The sequence below is a fragment of the Asprobacillus argus genome, assembly GCF_032248395.1.
Taxonomy (GTDB): Bacteria; Bacteroidota; Bacteroidia; order Flavobacteriales; family Flavobacteriaceae; genus Polaribacter; species Polaribacter argus.
Window position 1 is genome coordinate 1 of record NZ_JAVTTO010000002.1, and the last position, 17,761, is coordinate 17,761.

Sequence of the window (17,761 nt, forward strand, 5' to 3'; positions counted from 1 at the left end):
GCTCACCTCTTCCCATCCCGAACAGAGAAGTTAAGCCCAATAGCGCCGATGGTACTGCATTTATGTGGGAGAGTAGGTCGCTGCCTTTCTTTTTAAACCTCATTCTTTTAATAGAATGAGGTTTTTTTATTGCTATTATTTTAAAATATTTAGTAATTATTACGTTATAACTTATATTTCTGTTTTCTTTGTGAAACCTTTATGAAAAGTAAAATTGTATTTATTTTTTTAGCGTTAAACTCATTATTTGTTACTGGACAAGTAGGAGGAGAACAGGTATACCAGTTTTTAAACTTATCTACATCTTCCAGACAAGTAGCCTTAGGAGGAGAAGTACTTACATTAATAGATGATGTGAATCAACCTATTTGGAATCCGTCTACTATTAATGCAGAATTGGATAAGCAATTATCCGTTAATTATACGAGTTATTTGGCTGGTATTAATATTGGATCTGCTTCGTACGCAAAGGTATTGAGTAGACGATTTGGTACCATTTATGGGAACATAAAGTATTTGAATTATGGAACTCTTATTGGAGCCGATGAAAATGGAAATGAAACAGGTACTTTCAATGCCAGTGATGTGGCAATTTCAATTGGGTATGCTTTCAATTTGCCCTGGACCAATTTTTATATGGGCTTTAATGTGAAATTGATCAATTCGACCATAAGTAGTTTTACCTCAAATGGGGTCGCGACAGATGTGAGTATTTTATATAATAGTCCATATAAACCTTTCAGAATTACACTAGTAGCAAGAAATTTAGGAGCACAAATAAAATCTTTTAACGGAACAACTGAGAGATTACCTTTTAAAGTTGCATTAGGATTTGATTATAAATTAGACCATGTACCCTTGAGATGGTATGTAACATTAGATAACCTGCAAAAATGGAATGTATCTGTAGCAAATCCTTCAAATCAAAGCGTGGATCTAGAGGGAAATGTTACTAATGAGGATGTTTCTTTTATTGGAAATACCATGAGACATTTTGTTATAGGAGCGGAATTATTTCCGGAGAGTGCCATAAATTTGAGAGCTGGATATAACTTTAGAAGAGCTAGCGAACTGCGACTTCAAAATGCGCGCTCGTTTAGTGGAATTTCATTTGGTTTCGGAATTAAGATGAACAAATTAAAGTTTAATTATGCATTTTCTAAATACCATGCAGCCTCCAGTGCAAATACTTTTAGCATCAATATAGATTTAGATAGAAGATAATGAATAAAAAAATTACAATCGCTATAGATGGTTTTTCATCAACAGGAAAAAGTACGGTAGCAAAAGAGTTGGCGAAATCCTTAGGGTATATATATGTAGATTCTGGTGCTATGTACAGAGCGGTTACGTTGTTTGCCATGAAACAAAATTTTGTGGGTGCCGACTTTTTCGACCTGGCATCATTATCCGAGAAATTGAGTTCAATCGACTTGTCTTTTGAACTGAACAAAGATACAGGTAATGCTGACATGTATTTGAATGGGATGAATGTAGAAAACGAAATAAGAACCTTAGAGGTCTCTAATTTAGTGAGTAAAGTGGCTGCGGCTTCTGTTGTTCGTAAGAAATTAGTTTCTATTCAAAAGGATATTGGCAAAAATAAGGGTGTTGTGATGGATGGAAGAGATATTGGTACTGTTGTCTTTACAGATGCAGAACTAAAAATATTTATGAATGCATCAGCAGATACTCGGGCCAAAAGAAGATATAAAGAGTTACTAGATAAGGGGCAAGATGTAAGTTATGATGCGATATACGAGAATGTTGTAGAAAGAGATCGATTAGATTCTACTCGTAAAGATTCGCCATTAGTAAGAGCAGAAGATGCTATAGAAATAGATAATTCAAATCTAACTAGAGAGGAGCAGTTTGAAATTATTTTGAAACTGGTAAAAGAAAGATCATCATAAAAAAAGCATCCATTTTTGGATGCTTTTTTTATTAAGGGATGTTCAAATATTTATGCGTTTGTAAGGAGATCTTCCATTTTGGGTTCTCCATTACATAATCAACGATCTTTGGTGTCATTTTATCTCTTTTACTCCATTCAGGTTGTAAGAATAATTCGCATTTGTCAGAAACCTTCGCTGCATGCTCTTCAGCAAACTTAAAGTCGTCATTGTTATAGATGATCATTTTTAGTTCATCTGCTTCTTTATATACTTCTTCTAATGGTAGTTTTGTTCGTTTAGGAGATAAGCAAAACCAATCCCATTGCCCAGAAAAACTATAGGCTCCTGAAGTTTCAATATGCGTTCGAATTTTATTTTTCTGAAGCTCCTTGGTGATATAATCCATAGACCACATTAAAGGCTCTCCACCAGTGATCACAACAGTGTTTCCATGTTTTTTAGCATTATTTACAATAGTGTTGGTTAATGTGGGTGGGTGCAAATTGGCATCCCAACTTTCTTTAACATCACACCAATGGCAACCTACATCGCAACCACCAACTCTTATAAAATAAGCAGCGGTGCCAGTATGGTACCCTTCTCCTTGAATGGTATAGAACTCTTCCATTAGTGGAAGCATTTCTCCTTTTTCTATTAATGCTTTAGTTTGTTCGGTCATAGTTCTTTTTTAACAGCTACTACTTCAATTTCAATTTTGGCTCCAGCGACCAAATCGGCTGCAAATGTAGTTCTTGCTGGCTTATTTTCGGCAAAAAAAGTACGATAAACTTCATTCATAGATGTAAAATCATTAATATCCGAAAGGATGACTGTACATTTTAAGACATGATTCATATCTGATCCATTAGCCTCTAAGACATCTTTTATATTCGTTAGTACCTGCTTAGTTTCTGCGGTAATACCACCTTCGGCCATTTTACCGGCTTTATGATCTTTTCCAATTTGACCTGTTAGAAAAAGCAAACCATTATATTCCGTGGCGTCTGAGAAAGGAGCATTGTGCCTACTTTCATATTGTGATTTGATAAATTTCGGTGCTGATTTTTGAGTAGGCTGACACGAGGAAATAATCACCGTGAAAAAAAGTAAGCTAATCCATTTATATGCTTTCATGAAATTGAGATTTTAAACAAATATAACAAGAAGAAATCTCAAATTAAAAAGACCTAAATACTTAATAATCAATAGAATTTTGTACATTTGCACTCCTTTTTACGAGAACAGATTAGAAAAAGGGTTTGGAAATTATTTTTAAAGTATAATTTCTCTTGGCGTTATTATCGTTAATAATCTGAATAACAAAAAGATACAAAACTATTTCAGCATGTCTGAAAAAACAAAAGCAACTGAAGAGCAAGTAGAAGCTCCAGCAGTTCAAGAAGTAGCTACAGAAACTGTAGCAGAAGTAAATCCACAAGAATTTTTAGCAAACTTTAACTGGCATAAATACGAAGAAGGTATTGAAGCTGTTGACGAATCTAAATTAAAAGCTTTTGAGAAAGCTTTAGAAGGTACAGTAGGATTTGTAAATGAGCGTGATGTAATTGAAGGAACGGTTATCAGAAAAACTGATAGAGATGCCATCATTGATATCAACTCTAAATCTGAAGGTGTAATTTCTTTAAACGAGTTTCGTTACAATCCTGACTTAGCAGTTGGTGATAAGGTTGAAGTACTTGTAGATAAAAGAGAAGATAGTACAGGACAATTAGTATTGTCTCATAAGAAAGCAAGAGTAATCAAAGCTTGGGAAAGAGTTAACAACGCACATGAAACAGGTGAAGTTGTTAATGGATTTGTAAAATGTAGAACTAGAGGTGGTATGATCGTTGACGTTTTCGGAATTGAAGCGTTTTTACCAGGTTCTCAGATCGATGTTAAACCAATTAGAGATTACGATCAATATGTAGAGAAAACAATGGAATTTAAAGTGGTGAAAATCAACCACGAATTTAAAAATGTTGTTGTTTCTCATAAAGCACTTATTGAAGCTGATATTGAAATTCAAAAGAAAGAAATCATTGGCCAATTAGAAAAAGGACAAGTATTGGAAGGTGTTGTTAAAAACATTACTTCTTATGGTGTATTTGTTGATTTAGGTGGTGTAGATGGTTTAGTTCACATTACAGATTTATCTTGGTCTAGAATCAATCATCCAAATGAGATCGTTGAATTAGATCAAAAATTAAACGTAGTAATCTTAGATTTTGATGATAACAAGTCAAGAATCCAATTAGGATTAAAACAATTATCTGCTCATCCATGGGATGCGTTAGATTCTGAAATTAAAGTAGGAGATAAAGTAGAAGGTAAAGTTGTTGTACTTGCTGATTACGGTGCTTTTGTTGAAGTATCGGAAGGTGTTGAAGGATTGATTCACGTTTCTGAAATGTCTTGGTCTACGCATTTAAGATCTGCACAGGATTTTGTACAGATTGGTGATAAAGTTGAGGCGCAAGTTCTTACTTTAGACAGAGAAGAGCGTAAGATGTCTTTAGGTATCAAACAATTACATCCAGATCCTTGGACAGATATTACTACTAAGTATCCTGTAGGTTCTACACATACTGGTACCGTAAGAAATTACACTAATTTTGGTGTGTTTGTTGAGTTAGAAGAAGGTATTGATGGTTTAGTATACATCTCTGATCTTTCTTGGACAAAGAAAATCAAACACCCATCAGATTTTGTAACTGTTGGAGACCCATTAGAAGTTCAAGTATTAGAATTAGATGTAGAAGGACGTAAGTTAAACTTAGGTCATAAGCAAACACAAGATAACCCTTGGGATGCTCATGAAGCTACATATACAATTGATTCTGTACACGAAGGTACCGTTAAAGAGAAGAATGATAAAGGAGCTGTAGTAACTTTCGCTGATGGAGTTGAAGGTTTTGCACCTAGTCGTCATTTGGACAAAGAAGAAGGTGGTAAGTTAGGTAAAGGAGATACAGCACAATTTAAAGTACTTGAGTTTAGTAAAGAGTACAGAAGAGTGGTTGTTTCTCATACTGCTATCTTTAAAGAGCAAGAGAAGCGCAACGTAAAAGCTGCTGCTAAGAAATCTGCAGATGCACCAAAATCTACATTAGGAGATATCGGTGGATTAGCTGAATTAAAGAAGAAAATGGAAGGAAAATAGTAATTTTCAAATTCCAAACTATATAGAAGCCCTTGCAATTGCAAGGGCTTTTTTTATAATATTATTATTTTAGTAATTCAGCATCAATTTTTTTAACCAGATCATTACCTATTTCTAAGGTCTCATCAACCAGTTCTAAATGTGTTTGATTAATTAAAATCCTCGTTTTAATTGCATTTAACAACGACAATTTTACATCATGATTTTCAAGTTTTTTTAAGACGAATTGACGTATTTTTTCATCGTTTTTCAAAAGGCTTAATTCGTTTTCCTCCAGTCCTTCTTCTTCCAGTTCTATTTGAACCAGTTCATTTAAAATAGGGTAAATTACCATGTAAAAGACATTCTCAATATTATTTTTAACATCTATTTCACTATCCTTAGTGAAGAGATAATAATCTATAATATCTGTACTTAGGTCTTTATTTTGTATCAGCCCTAACTGCCCTGACGAAACCAATTCTTCATAGGTGTTATTAACATATGGAAAGTTGTCTGTAATCATTAAAGTATTCAACTTAGAGTCTAAGCTGTCAACATCGGAAAAATGATATCTTTTATTATAGTCCATTAATATAGATTTCCCTATGTTAATACATTCTATGTAATGTGCCTTTAAGTCTTTTAAGTCTTCTTGCTGATAATGAATATCTTCTACCAAATTATTCAAATACCAGTGCTCTTTTTTTTTGTTTTCTTTTTCAGTATTCCAATTATTGAACTGTAGCGCTAGAAGTATACCTACCATAACCAATAGCACTTCTCCTATAGCATAGAATAGGTACTTGCGCATCCGACCTTGACCAATTAATTGGCTACGAATCTTGTTAAAAAGTTTTATCATGAAGGGAGATTAGTTGACCCTCTAAGATATTAAATTTATGCTAGTGTATTAATATTCATTTGTTTACATATGTTAAAAAATTAAAAGACCTGGCAAAGCCAGGTCTTTTGTACATTAATTAATGTCCTAATTTCCTTTCGCGGGTTTTGAATAACGTGGAGGCGTTACCTTCTTTTTCGCTGGTAGCTGTTTCAATAGTTCCTTCACGGCTCGCTCTAATTGAGGATCTCTTCCTTGCGATAATGATAGTGCATCTTGTCGCACCTTAATATCTGGAGCAATTCCTTTATTTTCTCCAATCCATTCATTCTTAACGGGGTCGAATACGGCATTATCTGGAGAGGTAAGTGCTCCTCCATCAATTAATCCATAATGAACAGATGATTTTACCAGCCCTCCCCAAGTAGTCATTCCAATAAGCAACCCTGCTTTTTGTTGACGGAATACCCAAGGGAAAAAATCACCTCCAGAACCTGCAAGTTCGTTGATCAATAATACTTTAGGACCTAAAATACCCGCTGGCAGTTGCATAGGTTTACCGTTTGGAACTTCGTTTGTTATTCCTGCTCTAATGCTTCGAGTCATCAAATCCACCATATAATCATCCAAGAGACCACCCCCATTAAAACGCTCATCAATAACGGCACCATCCTTATCTTGCTGTGCGAAGTAATAGCGATTGAAAGAAACATAGCCACCACCTCCAGTATTCGGAACCCAAACATAACCTAAACGACCATTAGAAAGTTTATCAACTAAACGTCTATTATCTTCTACCCAAGTTCTTTGACGTAAAGAATTTTCACTACGGATAGGTTTCACTGTTTCTTTCCACGAACCTTTAAAATCGGCATTATTGTTAATATGTAAGATAGTCTGTTTTCCTGAAGTACCATCTAAATGTTCATAGATGTTATCCTTGGTAGATATTTCTTTTCCATTGATTCCAACGATATAATTTCCTTCATTAATATTTAATCCAGGCGCATCTAAAGGACCAGATAATCCTGGATTCCAACTTTCTGTTGTATAAATTCGTTGAATTTTCCATCTTCCTTGATCGGCAATAACATCTGCTCCTAACATACCAACTTGAGATCTTTCTGTTCTAGGGAAATCACCACCAAAAACAAAACTGTGTCCAACGGATAGTTCTCCATTTACCTGATCCAATATATATGTCAAATCTGTACGATGTTTAATAAAAGGTACGAGCGGCGCATATCTCCTATAGACCACTTTCCAATCTCTTCCATGAATATTCGGGTCATAGAAATAATCTCTTTCGTATCTATAAGCCTCCTCAAACATCTGCTCCCATTCAGCAATTCTGTTTAGTTTCATTTGAAGATTTACTTTCAATGATTTTCCACTCTTTCCGTTTGGTCCAGATGTACCAATCACTTTCCAAGAACCGTTTACTCTAGCCAACATATGTTTTCCATTCGCAGTAATTGATATATTGCCAGCTCCAGAAATAAAGTTCTTGGCTTTTTGATCTTTTAACGTGTATTTTTTTACTGTTAACCCTCTCTGATTTGAAACTCTTTCTCCAATAAATGCAGTTCCCTTAGGGCCTGCTACAATGTATCTATAATTCCTAGAAGGAATACCCAATGCAAAAGTTCTTCTTGCCAATCCATCAAAGTCAATAGTCATCGCTTTATCTCCAGCTTCTTTTTTGTCAGGTTTCGATTTCTTTTTCTCGTCTTTCTTCTTTATAGATTCCTCATCACTTTTGGGTCTAAAAGGAGAATTATCATTTTTATCTAAGTTAACAACATACGCAGCGTAACTTGGATTCGAAGTCATCGCGCTTGTATTGGCCCAACCAGAGCCTAATGCTACATTTGTGCTTGCTAAAAAGTATAGTTGCTTTTTGTTTAAATCCCAGGTAGGAGAAAAGGAGTCAGCAAAGATATCGGTAATGGCAGTGGTTTTTTGCGATTCAGCTGACCAAATAAACACTTGTCTAAAATTATTGCTGGCAGATTTTGCATAAGCGATCCAGTTAGAATCTGGAGACCATTGCATTTGAATGGAACCTCTTTCAATATTAATACCACCAACATCAATAGTTTGTATTTTTTTTGTTTCTAAATTCACAACGCGTAAACGCACATCATCATCTACAAAAGCAATATGTTTCCCATCAGGAGACCAACTAGGGTTCCAGGCCATTTTAGACTGACCAATAGCTATTTTGGTTAAATCTGACATTCCATCTTGACTCGCGGTAAATAAGGCGTAACCCTTTCTATCCTTATCTGAAAACCACGCAATTTTATCTCCTTTAGGAGACCATAAAGGTGCTCTATCTGCAGTTCCTGAACTCTGTGTAATATTTCTAGCATCACCAAACTTTAAAGGAACGGTAAAAACATCACCTCTAGATTCCATTATGACTCTTTTGCCGTTAGGTGATAAACTTGCAGATCTAGCTCTTCTTGTCACATTCTCCCATTTAGTTTCTGCCCAAGGAAAATCTCCAACAACGTTAATCTTTAATCTTCTCGATTTATTTGAAGAAAGATCGTAGGTGTGTAAATACCCATTTCGTTCATATATTAATTTATTCTTATCTCCAGATAACCACTTTACATCGGATCCTTTGAATTTAGTTACTTGCGTAAGATTCTTACTCTTTGTATTATATCTCCAAATGTTCATTACCAAATCTCTATCAGACAAGAAGTAAATATCATCCCCCATCCATAATGGCTGAACATCCGTTGTATTTGTATGTGGTAGTAATGTCTCCCTAGAAGATTTTACATCTAGAATGATCAATGGTGTATTCTGACCACCTCTGTAAGCTCTCCATTCTCCATCCCAACGACTCATCTTATCAAGTACCATTTTTTTAGCATTTGGAGAAAAAGAACCACTATAACTCCATTGTTTAGTTATTAAAGTTGGTGCCCCTCCTTTTACAGGAACTGTCCACAATCGACTATAAGGTCTTGGTGCAGTTTCTCTAGAACTTGCATAGAGCACAGATTTTCCATCATTTGTCCATCCTCGAACACTTGATCCATTTGGATGCCAGGTTAGTCTTTTAGGCTCGCCTCCATTAGTAGAAACAATATAAACTGAATTTGAACCTGATCTATTAGAAGAAAAGGCAATCCATTTCCCATCAGGAGATAGATGTGGGTTAGATTCTACAGCTGGTGTACTTGTTATTCGTTTAGCATTGCTAGTACCTAGTTTGTTTATCCAAATATCACCTCCATATGTAAAAACTACATGAGTAGTATTTATATCGGGTTGTCTTAATAATCTTGTTTCTTGTGCTGTGCTATTCTCAATATTTAATAAGAATACAGCAATACATAAAAAGATAGATTGTGCGAACGTTTTAAGTTCAAGTTTGATGGGAGTTTTCATAATTTGGTTTGAAATTTTTGGATTCTAAATATAACGAAAAATGGATAGAAATAATTTTCACAAGTAATTAATAACTGTTAAAAATTACCAAAAAACACAATTTCATTTTTAAAAGGTTTTTTGCTGAAATAAATTATCTTTGTGAGGTATAAAATTAGGGCATGACATTAATTAAATCAATCTCTGGAATTAGAGGAACTATTGGAGGGAAAACTTCGGATAATTTGACACCTATAGATGCGGTCAAATTTGCATCGGCGTATGGAACATTTATTAAAAATAGAAACCCAAATAAAGAGCAGATCACCGTTGTTTTAGGTAGAGATGCTCGTATTTCTGGGAAAATGATAAGTAGTCTGGTAGCAAATACCCTGGTAGGCCTTGGAATTGATGTAATTGATTTAGGCTTATCAACAACTCCAACCGTAGAAGTTGCTGTTCCTTTAGAAAATGCTGACGGAGGAATTATCTTAACCGCAAGCCATAATCCAAAGCAATGGAACGCTTTAAAACTATTAAATGAAAAGGGTGAATTTTTGAGCGGTGCAGACGGAGAAATTATATTACAAACTGCTGAAAGTGATGATTTTGATTTCGCTGAGGTAGATGACCTAGGAACCTATGCAAAACGCAAAGATTATGTTGAAAAGCATATTCATGAGGTATTGAATTTAGAATTGGTAGATGTAGAAGCTATTAGAAATGCCAATTTTAAAGTGGTTGTTGATGGAGTAAATTCAACAGGAGGTATTTTTATACCTGCACTTTTAAAAGAATTGAACGTCGCATGTGTTGAATTGTATTGTGAACCAAATGGACATTTCCCGCATAACCCAGAACCTCTAAAAGAGCATTTAACGGACATTTCTGAATTGGTTGTAAAGGAGCAAGCAGATTTTGGAATTGTTGTAGACCCAGATGTTGATCGTTTAGCATTGATTTGTGAAGACGGATCTATGTTTGGTGAAGAGTATACGTTAGTAGCTTGCGCCGATTATGTTCTTGGAAGATTAGGAGGAGGAAATACAGTCTCAAATCTATCATCGTCAAGAGCTTTACGAGATGTCACCGAGAAGCATGGCGGAACATATACGGCAAGTGCAGTAGGAGAGGTAAATGTTGTCCAAATGATGAAAGACACTAATACGGTTATCGGAGGAGAAGGAAACGGAGGAATTATTTACCCAGCATCTCATTATGGTAGAGATTCTTTAGTTGGTGCGGCACTATTCCTATCGCATTTGGCAAGACAGAAAGTATCTTGTAAAGCTTTAAGAGAAAGTTATCCTTCTTACTTTATGAGTAAAAATAAAATACAATTGACACCACAGATAGATGTAGATACCATATTAGCCACCATGGCCGATAAATATCAAACTGAAAATGTGAATACTATTGATGGCGTTAAGATAGATTTTGCAAAAGAATGGGTACATTTACGCAAATCTAATACGGAACCTATTATCAGGATCTATACGGAAAGTTTGTCTCAGGATACTGCAGATGCACTGGCCGTTCGTTTTATAGATGAAATAAAAGAAATTATAGCATAACATGTCTACACTAGAGCATTATTTTCAGCAGTTCAGAGATCAGATAATTGGTGTTGATCAGACGTTTGTATCGCCATATGGAGAACAAAAACTGATTTATACAGATTGGACGGCAAGTGGGAGGTTATATCGTCCTATTGAAGAGAAAATGATGAATGAGTTTGGGCCATTTGTAGCAAACACACATACTGAAACTTCTACTTCAGGGGCAGCAATGACGCTTGCATATCACGAAGCTAGAAAGATTATTAAAAGGCATGTAAATGCTAATGAAAATGATGCGTTAATTACGGAGGGATCTGGAATGACTGGCGTGGTGAACAAATTTCAACGAATATTAGGTTTGAAGGTTTCGGAAAACTTAAAGGAGCATACAGAAGTTCCTGAAGACTTGAGACCTATTGTTTTCGTATCTCATATGGAGCATCATTCCAATCAGACATCCTGGTTGGAAACTATTGCAGATGTAGAGGTTGTACCTTGTAATGATGCCGGATTGGTTTGTTTGCATAAATTTGAAGAGTGTATTCAAAGGCATGCACACCGTAAGTTGAAAATAGCTTCGGTAACCTCATGTTCGAATGTTACTGGAATCAAAACCGAATATCATAAGGTAGCTAAACTGATTCATAAGTACAACGGACTTTGTTTTGTTGATTTTGCTTGCTCTGGACCTTATGTGGATATAGATATTCACCCGGAAGCAGAAGATGAATATTTGGATGCTATCTTCTTTTCTCCACACAAATTTTTAGGAGGCCCAGGGAGTTCAGGGGTATTGATTTTTAATAAGAAATTATATAAAAATATGATTCCGGATAACCCTGGTGGAGGAACGGTTTCTTATACAAACCCTTGGGGAGAGCATGACTATTTTGATGATGTTGAAACTCGCGAGGATGGAGGGACGCCTGCTTTTCTACAAACTATTCGAATTGCACTTTCAATTCAATTGAAAGATCAAATGAATACGGAAAAGATCAAACAACGGGAAGATGAATTGAATCAAAAGCTTTTTGAAACGTTAGAATCTATTCCCAATGTTAAGATATTAGCTCCAAACCATAGAAATAGATTGAGCATCTTTTCATTTTATGTAGAGAACGTTCATTTTAATTTAGTTGTAAAATTGTTAAATGACCGATATGGTATCCAAACAAGAGGTGGATGTTCTTGTGCGGGAACATATGGGCACTTTTTGCTGAACGTAGATCAGGAAACTTCGAATAGGATTAAAGATCAGATTTTAGAAGGGTGTTCTACAGAAAAGCCAGGGTGGATTCGTTTGTCTTTGCATCCAACAATTAAAAACGAAGAGGTAGACTTTATATGTGCCTCATTAAAAGAACTATGTGCAAATATTGATGACTGGTCATCGGATTACGAATATGACCCTCTTAAAAATGACTATGTACACATTTCAGTTAAACCAATAGAAAAGCAGTTGGTATCTGATTGGTTCTCTATATAATTACTGCCACTCTTTAGGAACCTTATCTCTATGCTTAAATCGTTTATGAGACCATAGATAGTATTCTGGTTGAGCTTGAATATTTCTTTCTGTAATTTCTAAATACTTATCCGTGATTTGATAATTCTCAAACTCTTTTGGTGTTTCAGTAATTAATTCAAATTCAACCTGGTAATGCCCCCTTTTGATTTTTTTAGATACGTAGTTGATAACGACTAAGTCAAATTTTTTAGCTAACATTTCTGCACCTGTATGAATGGGTACTTTTACACCAAAAAATTCTGACCAATAATGTGTTTTATGTACTTGAGGTGATTGGTCGCTTAATAATAAATACAGTCCCCGCACACCATTATCATAATTCTTTTTCATGGACTTAATGGTCTCTGAAGTTTTATAACCGATTACTCCGAATTTCATTCTAGAATCTTTTACGACTTTTTCGAAATACTTATTTGCTAATTTAGTATACGCTCCAAAAACAGTAATATCTAATACTAAAGGCAAACTGGTGGACCATTCCCAATTAGCTTGATGCGCTCCAACTAAAGCAATATTTTTGCCTTTTTTTACAATATCATTCACAACTTCAGGATTCTTATATGTATACCTCTTTTGGATCGTTTTCTGAGTAATTGTGAATGCTTTCACGCTTTCCATAAAAATATCTGTAAAGTGTCTGAAGAACTTTTTTTGAATGGTTTTTAATTCTTTTTCTGTTTTATTAGGAAAAGCTGTTTTGAGGTTGTCATAAACCACTTTTTTTCGATAGCCGATGATATGGTAAAATATAACATAGAAGAAATCGGAAAAAATATACAATACCCGCATCGGTAAGATGGAAAGAAGGAATATAAACGGATACGCTATGATGAAAACTAAAAATTGCATTCGATATAATTATTTGGCAAATATCGTGTTTAAATATTTATTCTTATACCTAACTTTCGTTATGTTTGTTTTATGATAGAAAGTCAAGACAAAGTAGTGCTATTAGTGATTGCAGCAACGGCATTGTTTTCATACAAAGGGTTTAACGATTATTCCTTTTTTGAAAAGTATAAATTTCAAATTACTCGAATCCAAAATGGAGAGAAGTTCAGAATGTTCACTTCAGGATTATTACATGCAGATTGGATGCATTTGTTGTTTAACATGTATGCTTTATATCTTTTCGGTGATATTGTTGTTTTCCGTCTTGGTATAATTCCGTTTTTGGTGATATATCTAGGAAGTTTATTGGCCGGAAGTTTATATTCATTGTCTTATCATAAACATGAACCTTATTATAGTGCTATAGGGGCTTCTGGTGCTGTTTCGGGTATTGTGTACGCCTCCATACTTTTATACCCAGAGATGGAACTGTTTCTTTTCTTTGTTCCTATACCTATCAAAGGATATATTTTCGGTGTCATCTATTTACTGTATTCCATTTACGGAATGAAGAAACAATTAGGAAATATTGGTCACTCCGCACATTTAGGTGGAGCTATTGGTGGATTCGCACTTACCTTAGTTTTTTATCCACGTGTTTTCCAGGAAAATACGATGATGGTTGTAGCATTAACCATCCCAATTTTGATATTGCTTTTTTTCGGAAAAAAATTAAATGTATAAAAAAAGTCTCATCAATGAAGATAAGACTTTTAGAGCGAGAGACCAGGTTCGAACTGGCGACATTCAGCTTGGAAGGCTGACGCTCTACCAACTGAGCTACTCTCGCCGATAGAGGTTGCAAATATAAAATCATTTTTGAATTCTACAATTAATAAATTGGATTTTATCTTGGTACATCTGTAAAAATTTTCCGTAAGTTTTGTAAGATGATGATAGTCAGACGTACTAACAGAATGATGAAATTTATATCTTTATCACAATTCAAATAATATTAGCGTTTTATGAAAAAAATAAAGTACTTTTTAATTGTTGTCATATTTGGTGCTGCAATGAATATTTCTGCCCAAAAAAATGACATTAAAATTATCAGCACAAAGCTTACGGATAACTATTATATGTTAAAGGGAAGAGGAGGTAATATTGGACTTTTGATAGGTAATGATGGCGTGTTAATGATCGATGATCAGTTTGCTCCATTAACTCCTAAAATACTAGAGGCAATTAAAAAGATCACCCCAAAACCAGTGAGCTATTTATTGAATACACATTGGCATGGAGATCATACTGGAGGAAATCAAAATATGAGCAAGGAAGGAGCTACCATCGTATCTCATGAAAATGTTCGTAAGCGAATGAGTAAAGACCAGGTAGTGAGAGGCAGAACAAAAAAAGCTTCACCAAAAGATGCACTACCAGTACTTACTTTTACAGAAGATATGATGTTCCATTATAATGATGATGCTATTTTGTTTACGCATTTGCACGATGCACACACAGATGGCGATGCTATTGTGTATTTTACAAAAAACAATGTCATTCATACGGGAGATACCTATTTTCAAGGAAGATTCCCTTATATAGATCTAGATTCAGGGGGAAGTATTGATGGTTACATTGCTGGTATAGGAAAGATCATTATGTTGGCTGATGAAAATACGAAGATCATGCCAGGTCATGGAAACGTCGCGAATAGAGAAGAGTTGATTGCTTATAAAAAAATGTTGGAAGACTTGAAAACAAAGGTTCAGGCTGAAATCGACAATGGGAAGAGTTTCGAGGAGGTGAAAAACAATAAGGAACTTACTAAAGAATACGCTTCTTTTAGTGGATGGATTACTGAAGAAAGAATTCGAACAACTATCTATAAAAGCTTGAAAGAAGTGAAGAAATAATTTAAGGTATTTTTTAGTCTACAAAAAAACCCAATCTAAAGTAGATTGGGTTTGTTTTTTGTAGCGAAGGGGAGATTTGAACTCCCGACCTCCGGGTTATGAATCCGACGCTCTAACCAACTGAGCTACCTCGCCATGCGTATGCGGCTGCAAATATAGTTGATTTTTATATTTCTGCAAGATGTGTCTTTAATTTTTTTTAAATAGAATTATTACCTATATTGCTTTCATAATACTAAAAAACTCCACTCTTTTTAGGCAAATTCGGAAAATTATATGAGCAAAATTAAATATGAAATAGAGTTCCCGATTCACGCATCTCCAAGTATGTTATATCAATATTTTTCTTCTCCGTCTGGATTGGAAGAATGGTTTGCTGATAGAGTAAATTCTAGAGGAAAACTAATGACCTTTATGTGGGATGATTCTGAAGAGGAAGCAACGATAGTTTCTAAAAAACAAGACGAAAGAGCTCGTTATAAATGGACAGAAAGTGAAGGGGATGATACCTATTTTGAATTTAGAGTTCAGGTTGATGCCATTACTAAGGATGTCTCGTTAATTGTCACTGATTTTTCTGATGAAGATGAATTGGAAGAATCAAAAATGCTTTGGGAAAATCAAATTGATGAGTTAAAACATAGGATAGGAGCCTAATCAAATAATATAAAAGAATTAACCTTAACTTTTGTTAAGGTTTTTTTATGCTTTTATCCTTCATTTTGCCTTAAATTTGCAAGCATAATTTTCAAAGTAAGAATATTGAATTTCAACGGTACACTAGTTTCAGATACAGAACGGTTATTATCTGTAAATAATCGAGGTTTTAAATTTGGAGATGCTCTTTTTGAGACAATGAAGATTGCCAATGGTAAAGTTATTTTCTGGGAGGATCATTATTTTAGGTTAATGGCTTCCATGCGCATGCTTAGAATGAAGATTCCAATGGATTTTACTTTGGAAAACTTAGAAAAAGAGATTTTAAAAACGATTCCGCCGGAAACAACAAATACTACATGTAGAGGAAGATTATCTGTATTTAGAAAAGATGGCGGTTTATACACTCCTGCAACAAACGAAGTCGATTTTCTTATTGAAATTTCGGAACTGAAGGTAGAAAAGAAAGAGGCCTATCGTATAGATCTGTTTAAAGATTTTTACAATTATTCAGGATTGCTATCTACGCTAAAAACGAATAACAAGATGCTATCTACCGTGGCATCTGTTTATGCAGAAGAAAATGACCTTGACAATTGCGTTTTATTGAACGAAAGAAAAGGCGTGGTCGAAGTCACTAATGGAAATATTTTTGTTATCAAAGGAAACACTATTAAAACTCCAGCACTTACTGAAGGTTGTTTAAAAGGTGTACTAAGAAAGAAAATTATAGAAATTATTGAATCTAATGATCTTTTTACGATTGAAGAGACGGTAATTAGTCCTTTTGAAATCCAAAAAGCAGATGAGGTATTTATTACAAATGCTATTGTAGGAATTCAGGCTGTTACGAATTACAGGAAAAAGACATTTGTAACAGACGTATCTGATAAATTATCGAAGAGTCTTCGAATCCTTGAAATTACGGGTAAGGCCTAGTTTAAATGAATGTCACCAGGAGCGTTGGCCCAAATTTTATATTCACCGCCACGTTGTAACAACTTATTTTTCCATAAACTTTTATTATCTACAGAAAATATATTTGAGAAGTCATTTTCTGAAACGAACCAGGAATTGGTTTCTATTTCATCTTCTAATTGATTTGCAGACCATCCCGAATACCCTAGGAAAAATCGAATTTGTGAAGGTTGAATTTGCTTATTAATCAGTACATTTTTTAAGGAATCGAAATTACCACCCCAAAAAATACCATTGGAAACCTCTATACTATTTGGAATCAAATCAGGAGATTTATGGACAAAGTACAAATTATCTTGTTCGACAGGCCCTCCTTGATAAACTAAGAAATCACAATCAATTTCTGGGATAATATCTTTAATAGTATAATCTAAAGGTCTATTAAGAATAAAGCCCACAGTACTATTTTCAGTATGTTCTGTCAATAGAATTATAGATCTATTAAAAGAGTCATCAGTTAAAATAGAAGGTTCTGCGATTAACAGTTTTCCTTTATTAGGCTTAATCATATTCATCCCGGGATATTAATCTTCTTTAAATGTAGTTAAAATATAGGTAATAAAAAACTCTCTTAAAAAAGAGAGTTTTTCATATACTATTTTTAAAGTATGATTAGTTCACAGAACCGCTTAATCCAGCTCCTGCTTTAAACTTTACAACGTTTTTAGCAGCAATTTTAATTTCTGCTCCAGTTTGAGGGTTTCTACCATTTCTAGCCGCTCTCTTAGATACAGACCAAGTACCCCATCCTACTAAAGCAACTTTTCCGCCACCTTTTAAAGTTGAAGTTACATTAGAAGTTAAAGATTCTAAAGCTGCTTTAGCTGCTACTTTAGAGATTCCTGCGTCAGCAGCCATTGCATCGATTAAATCTGATTTGTTCATAATAAATAGAATTTAAAATTAATTGAATATATTTTTGCTATAAAAGCTTAACAAATATAGACGGATTAAGGCTTCATGCAAGTTTGGGCACTAAAAAAGCACTGTTTTGTTAATAAATGTAGGTAAATTGTTAATA

The 17,761-nt window shown here is 34.5% G+C and carries 16 protein-coding genes, 2 tRNA genes and 1 rRNA gene; 10 read left to right on the forward strand and 9 right to left on the reverse strand.

The features are described from left to right. The 3 genes from rrf to cmk all read left to right on the forward strand — a co-directional run. Positions 1-89 (forward strand): 5S ribosomal RNA (gene rrf / locus RQM59_RS04015); the annotation flags it as partial. 112 nt (positions 90-201) lie between these two features. Continuing rightward, positions 202-1,224 (forward strand): type IX secretion system protein PorQ, encoded by a 1,023-nt coding sequence (gene porQ / locus RQM59_RS04020; RefSeq protein WP_349240793.1) that lies wholly within the window; start codon positions 202-204, stop codon positions 1,222-1,224. After that, on the forward strand, positions 1,224-1,913 hold the full coding sequence (gene cmk / locus RQM59_RS04025) for a (d)CMP kinase (RefSeq protein ID WP_349240794.1): 690 nt from the start codon (positions 1,224-1,226) through the stop codon (positions 1,911-1,913). Before porQ ends, cmk begins: the two co-directional genes overlap by 1 nt. A 31-nt stretch (positions 1,914-1,944) precedes the next feature. On the opposite strand, the gene RQM59_RS04030 is transcribed toward cmk, so the two are convergent. Both RQM59_RS04030 and RQM59_RS04035 read right to left on the reverse strand, forming a co-directional pair. Further along, positions 1,945-2,574 carry a 7-carboxy-7-deazaguanine synthase QueE gene (locus RQM59_RS04030; protein WP_349240795.1) on the reverse strand — a complete coding sequence of 210 codons (630 nt, stop codon included), beginning with the start codon at positions 2,572-2,574 and terminating at the stop codon, positions 1,945-1,947. Next, positions 2,571-3,029: a RidA family protein gene (locus tag RQM59_RS04035; RefSeq protein ID WP_349240796.1), complete on the reverse strand. Its 459-nt coding sequence runs from the start codon at positions 3,027-3,029 to the stop codon at positions 2,571-2,573. The genes RQM59_RS04030 and RQM59_RS04035 overlap by 4 nt, the downstream gene beginning before the upstream one ends. Before the next feature lie 211 nt (positions 3,030-3,240). Here RQM59_RS04035 and rpsA point away from each other — a divergent pair, with 211 nt between their 5' ends. Then, a complete protein-coding gene (rpsA, locus tag RQM59_RS04040) occupies positions 3,241-5,058 on the forward strand; it encodes a 30S ribosomal protein S1 (protein ID WP_349240797.1) in 1,818 nt (605 codons plus the stop codon). A 64-nt stretch (positions 5,059-5,122) separates the two neighbouring features. On the opposite strand, the gene RQM59_RS04045 is transcribed toward rpsA, so the two are convergent. Both RQM59_RS04045 and RQM59_RS04050 read right to left on the reverse strand, forming a co-directional pair. Then, positions 5,123-5,902 carry a DUF6090 family protein gene (locus tag RQM59_RS04045; RefSeq protein WP_349240798.1) on the reverse strand — a complete coding sequence of 260 codons (780 nt, stop codon included), beginning with the start codon at positions 5,900-5,902 and terminating at the stop codon, positions 5,123-5,125. Between the two features lie 126 nt (positions 5,903-6,028). Further along, a complete protein-coding gene (locus RQM59_RS04050; protein ID WP_349240799.1) occupies positions 6,029-9,292 on the reverse strand; it encodes a S41 family peptidase in 3,264 nt (1,087 codons plus the stop codon). A 161-nt stretch (positions 9,293-9,453) separates the two neighbouring features. Between RQM59_RS04050 and glmM the strand changes: the two genes are divergently transcribed. Continuing rightward, on the forward strand, positions 9,454-10,845 hold the full coding sequence (gene glmM, locus RQM59_RS04055; RefSeq protein ID WP_349240800.1) for a phosphoglucosamine mutase: 1,392 nt from the start codon (positions 9,454-9,456) through the stop codon (positions 10,843-10,845). A gap of 1 nt (position 10,846) precedes the next feature. Next, positions 10,847-12,316: an aminotransferase class V-fold PLP-dependent enzyme gene (locus tag RQM59_RS04060; RefSeq protein ID WP_349240801.1), complete on the forward strand. Its 1,470-nt coding sequence runs from the start codon at positions 10,847-10,849 to the stop codon at positions 12,314-12,316. Here RQM59_RS04060 and RQM59_RS04065 read toward each other — a convergent pair whose 3' ends face one another. After that, positions 12,317-13,207, reverse strand: a complete 891-nt coding sequence (locus tag RQM59_RS04065) for a lysophospholipid acyltransferase family protein (protein WP_349240802.1) — start codon at positions 13,205-13,207, stop codon at positions 12,317-12,319. A gap of 72 nt (positions 13,208-13,279) precedes the next feature. Between RQM59_RS04065 and RQM59_RS04070 the strand changes: the two genes are divergently transcribed. After that, positions 13,280-13,933, forward strand: a complete 654-nt coding sequence (locus RQM59_RS04070) for a rhomboid family intramembrane serine protease (protein ID WP_349240803.1) — start codon at positions 13,280-13,282, stop codon at positions 13,931-13,933. Positions 13,934-13,966: 33 nt separating this feature from the next. On the opposite strand, the gene RQM59_RS04075 is transcribed toward RQM59_RS04070, so the two are convergent. Further along, positions 13,967-14,039, reverse strand: a tRNA-Gly gene (locus RQM59_RS04075). Between the two features lie 175 nt (positions 14,040-14,214). On the opposite strand from RQM59_RS04075, the gene RQM59_RS04080 reads away from it, so the two are divergent. Further along, positions 14,215-15,105, forward strand: coding sequence for an MBL fold metallo-hydrolase (locus tag RQM59_RS04080; protein WP_349240804.1), 891 nt, complete (start codon positions 14,215-14,217; stop codon positions 15,103-15,105). A 61-nt stretch (positions 15,106-15,166) separates the two neighbouring features. Here RQM59_RS04080 and RQM59_RS04085 read toward each other — a convergent pair. Continuing rightward, positions 15,167-15,240, reverse strand: a tRNA-Met gene (locus RQM59_RS04085). Positions 15,241-15,381: 141 nt separating this feature from the next. On the opposite strand from RQM59_RS04085, the gene RQM59_RS04090 reads away from it, so the two are divergent. After that, entirely contained in the window at positions 15,382-15,762 is a 381-nt protein-coding gene (locus tag RQM59_RS04090; RefSeq protein ID WP_349240805.1) for an START-like domain-containing protein, read from the forward strand. Between the two features lie 102 nt (positions 15,763-15,864). Next, complete coding sequence (locus RQM59_RS04095; protein ID WP_349241455.1) at positions 15,865-16,701, forward strand: aminotransferase class IV; 837 nt, start codon at positions 15,865-15,867, stop codon at positions 16,699-16,701. On the opposite strand, the gene RQM59_RS04100 is transcribed toward RQM59_RS04095, so the two are convergent. After that, positions 16,698-17,255, reverse strand: a complete 558-nt coding sequence (locus RQM59_RS04100; RefSeq protein WP_349240806.1) for a YqgE/AlgH family protein — start codon at positions 17,253-17,255, stop codon at positions 16,698-16,700. The two genes, RQM59_RS04095 and RQM59_RS04100, sit on opposite strands and share 4 nt — an antisense overlap. Before the next feature lie 97 nt (positions 17,256-17,352). After that, the gene (locus RQM59_RS04105) at positions 17,353-17,625 is read right to left on the reverse strand and encodes an HU family DNA-binding protein (protein ID WP_349240807.1); all 273 of its coding nucleotides are present in this window, start codon (positions 17,623-17,625) and stop codon (positions 17,353-17,355) included. Positions 17,626-17,761: the final 136 nt, after the last annotated feature.

Excerpts from the sequence above, each read along its gene's own strand:
- RQM59_RS04080 (WP_349240804.1), top strand. The coding sequence starts at position 14,215 with ATGAAAAAAATAAAGTACTTTTTAATTGTTGTCATATTTGGTGCTGCA.
- RQM59_RS04070 (WP_349240803.1), top strand. The coding sequence starts at position 13,280 with ATGATAGAAAGTCAAGACAAAGTAGTGCTATTAGTGATTGCAGCAACG.
- rpsA (WP_349240797.1), top strand. The coding sequence starts at position 3,241 with ATGTCTGAAAAAACAAAAGCAACTGAAGAGCAAGTAGAAGCTCCAGCA.
- RQM59_RS04100 (WP_349240806.1), bottom strand. The coding sequence starts at position 17,255 with ATGAATATGATTAAGCCTAATAAAGGAAAACTGTTAATCGCAGAACCT.
- RQM59_RS04050 (WP_349240799.1), bottom strand. The coding sequence starts at position 9,292 with ATGAAAACTCCCATCAAACTTGAACTTAAAACGTTCGCACAATCTATC.
- RQM59_RS04060 (WP_349240801.1), top strand. The coding sequence starts at position 10,847 with ATGTCTACACTAGAGCATTATTTTCAGCAGTTCAGAGATCAGATAATT.
- RQM59_RS04035 (WP_349240796.1), bottom strand. The coding sequence starts at position 3,029 with ATGAAAGCATATAAATGGATTAGCTTACTTTTTTTCACGGTGATTATT.
- porQ (WP_349240793.1), top strand. The coding sequence starts at position 202 with ATGAAAAGTAAAATTGTATTTATTTTTTTAGCGTTAAACTCATTATTT.
- RQM59_RS04065 (WP_349240802.1), bottom strand. The coding sequence starts at position 13,207 with ATGCAATTTTTAGTTTTCATCATAGCGTATCCGTTTATATTCCTTCTT.
- RQM59_RS04030 (WP_349240795.1), bottom strand. The coding sequence starts at position 2,574 with ATGACCGAACAAACTAAAGCATTAATAGAAAAAGGAGAAATGCTTCCA.
- RQM59_RS04045 (WP_349240798.1), bottom strand. The coding sequence starts at position 5,902 with ATGATAAAACTTTTTAACAAGATTCGTAGCCAATTAATTGGTCAAGGT.
- RQM59_RS04105 (WP_349240807.1), bottom strand. The coding sequence starts at position 17,625 with ATGAACAAATCAGATTTAATCGATGCAATGGCTGCTGACGCAGGAATC.
- glmM (WP_349240800.1), top strand. The coding sequence starts at position 9,454 with ATGACATTAATTAAATCAATCTCTGGAATTAGAGGAACTATTGGAGGG.
- cmk (WP_349240794.1), top strand. The coding sequence starts at position 1,224 with ATGAATAAAAAAATTACAATCGCTATAGATGGTTTTTCATCAACAGGA.
- RQM59_RS04090 (WP_349240805.1), top strand. The coding sequence starts at position 15,382 with ATGAGCAAAATTAAATATGAAATAGAGTTCCCGATTCACGCATCTCCA.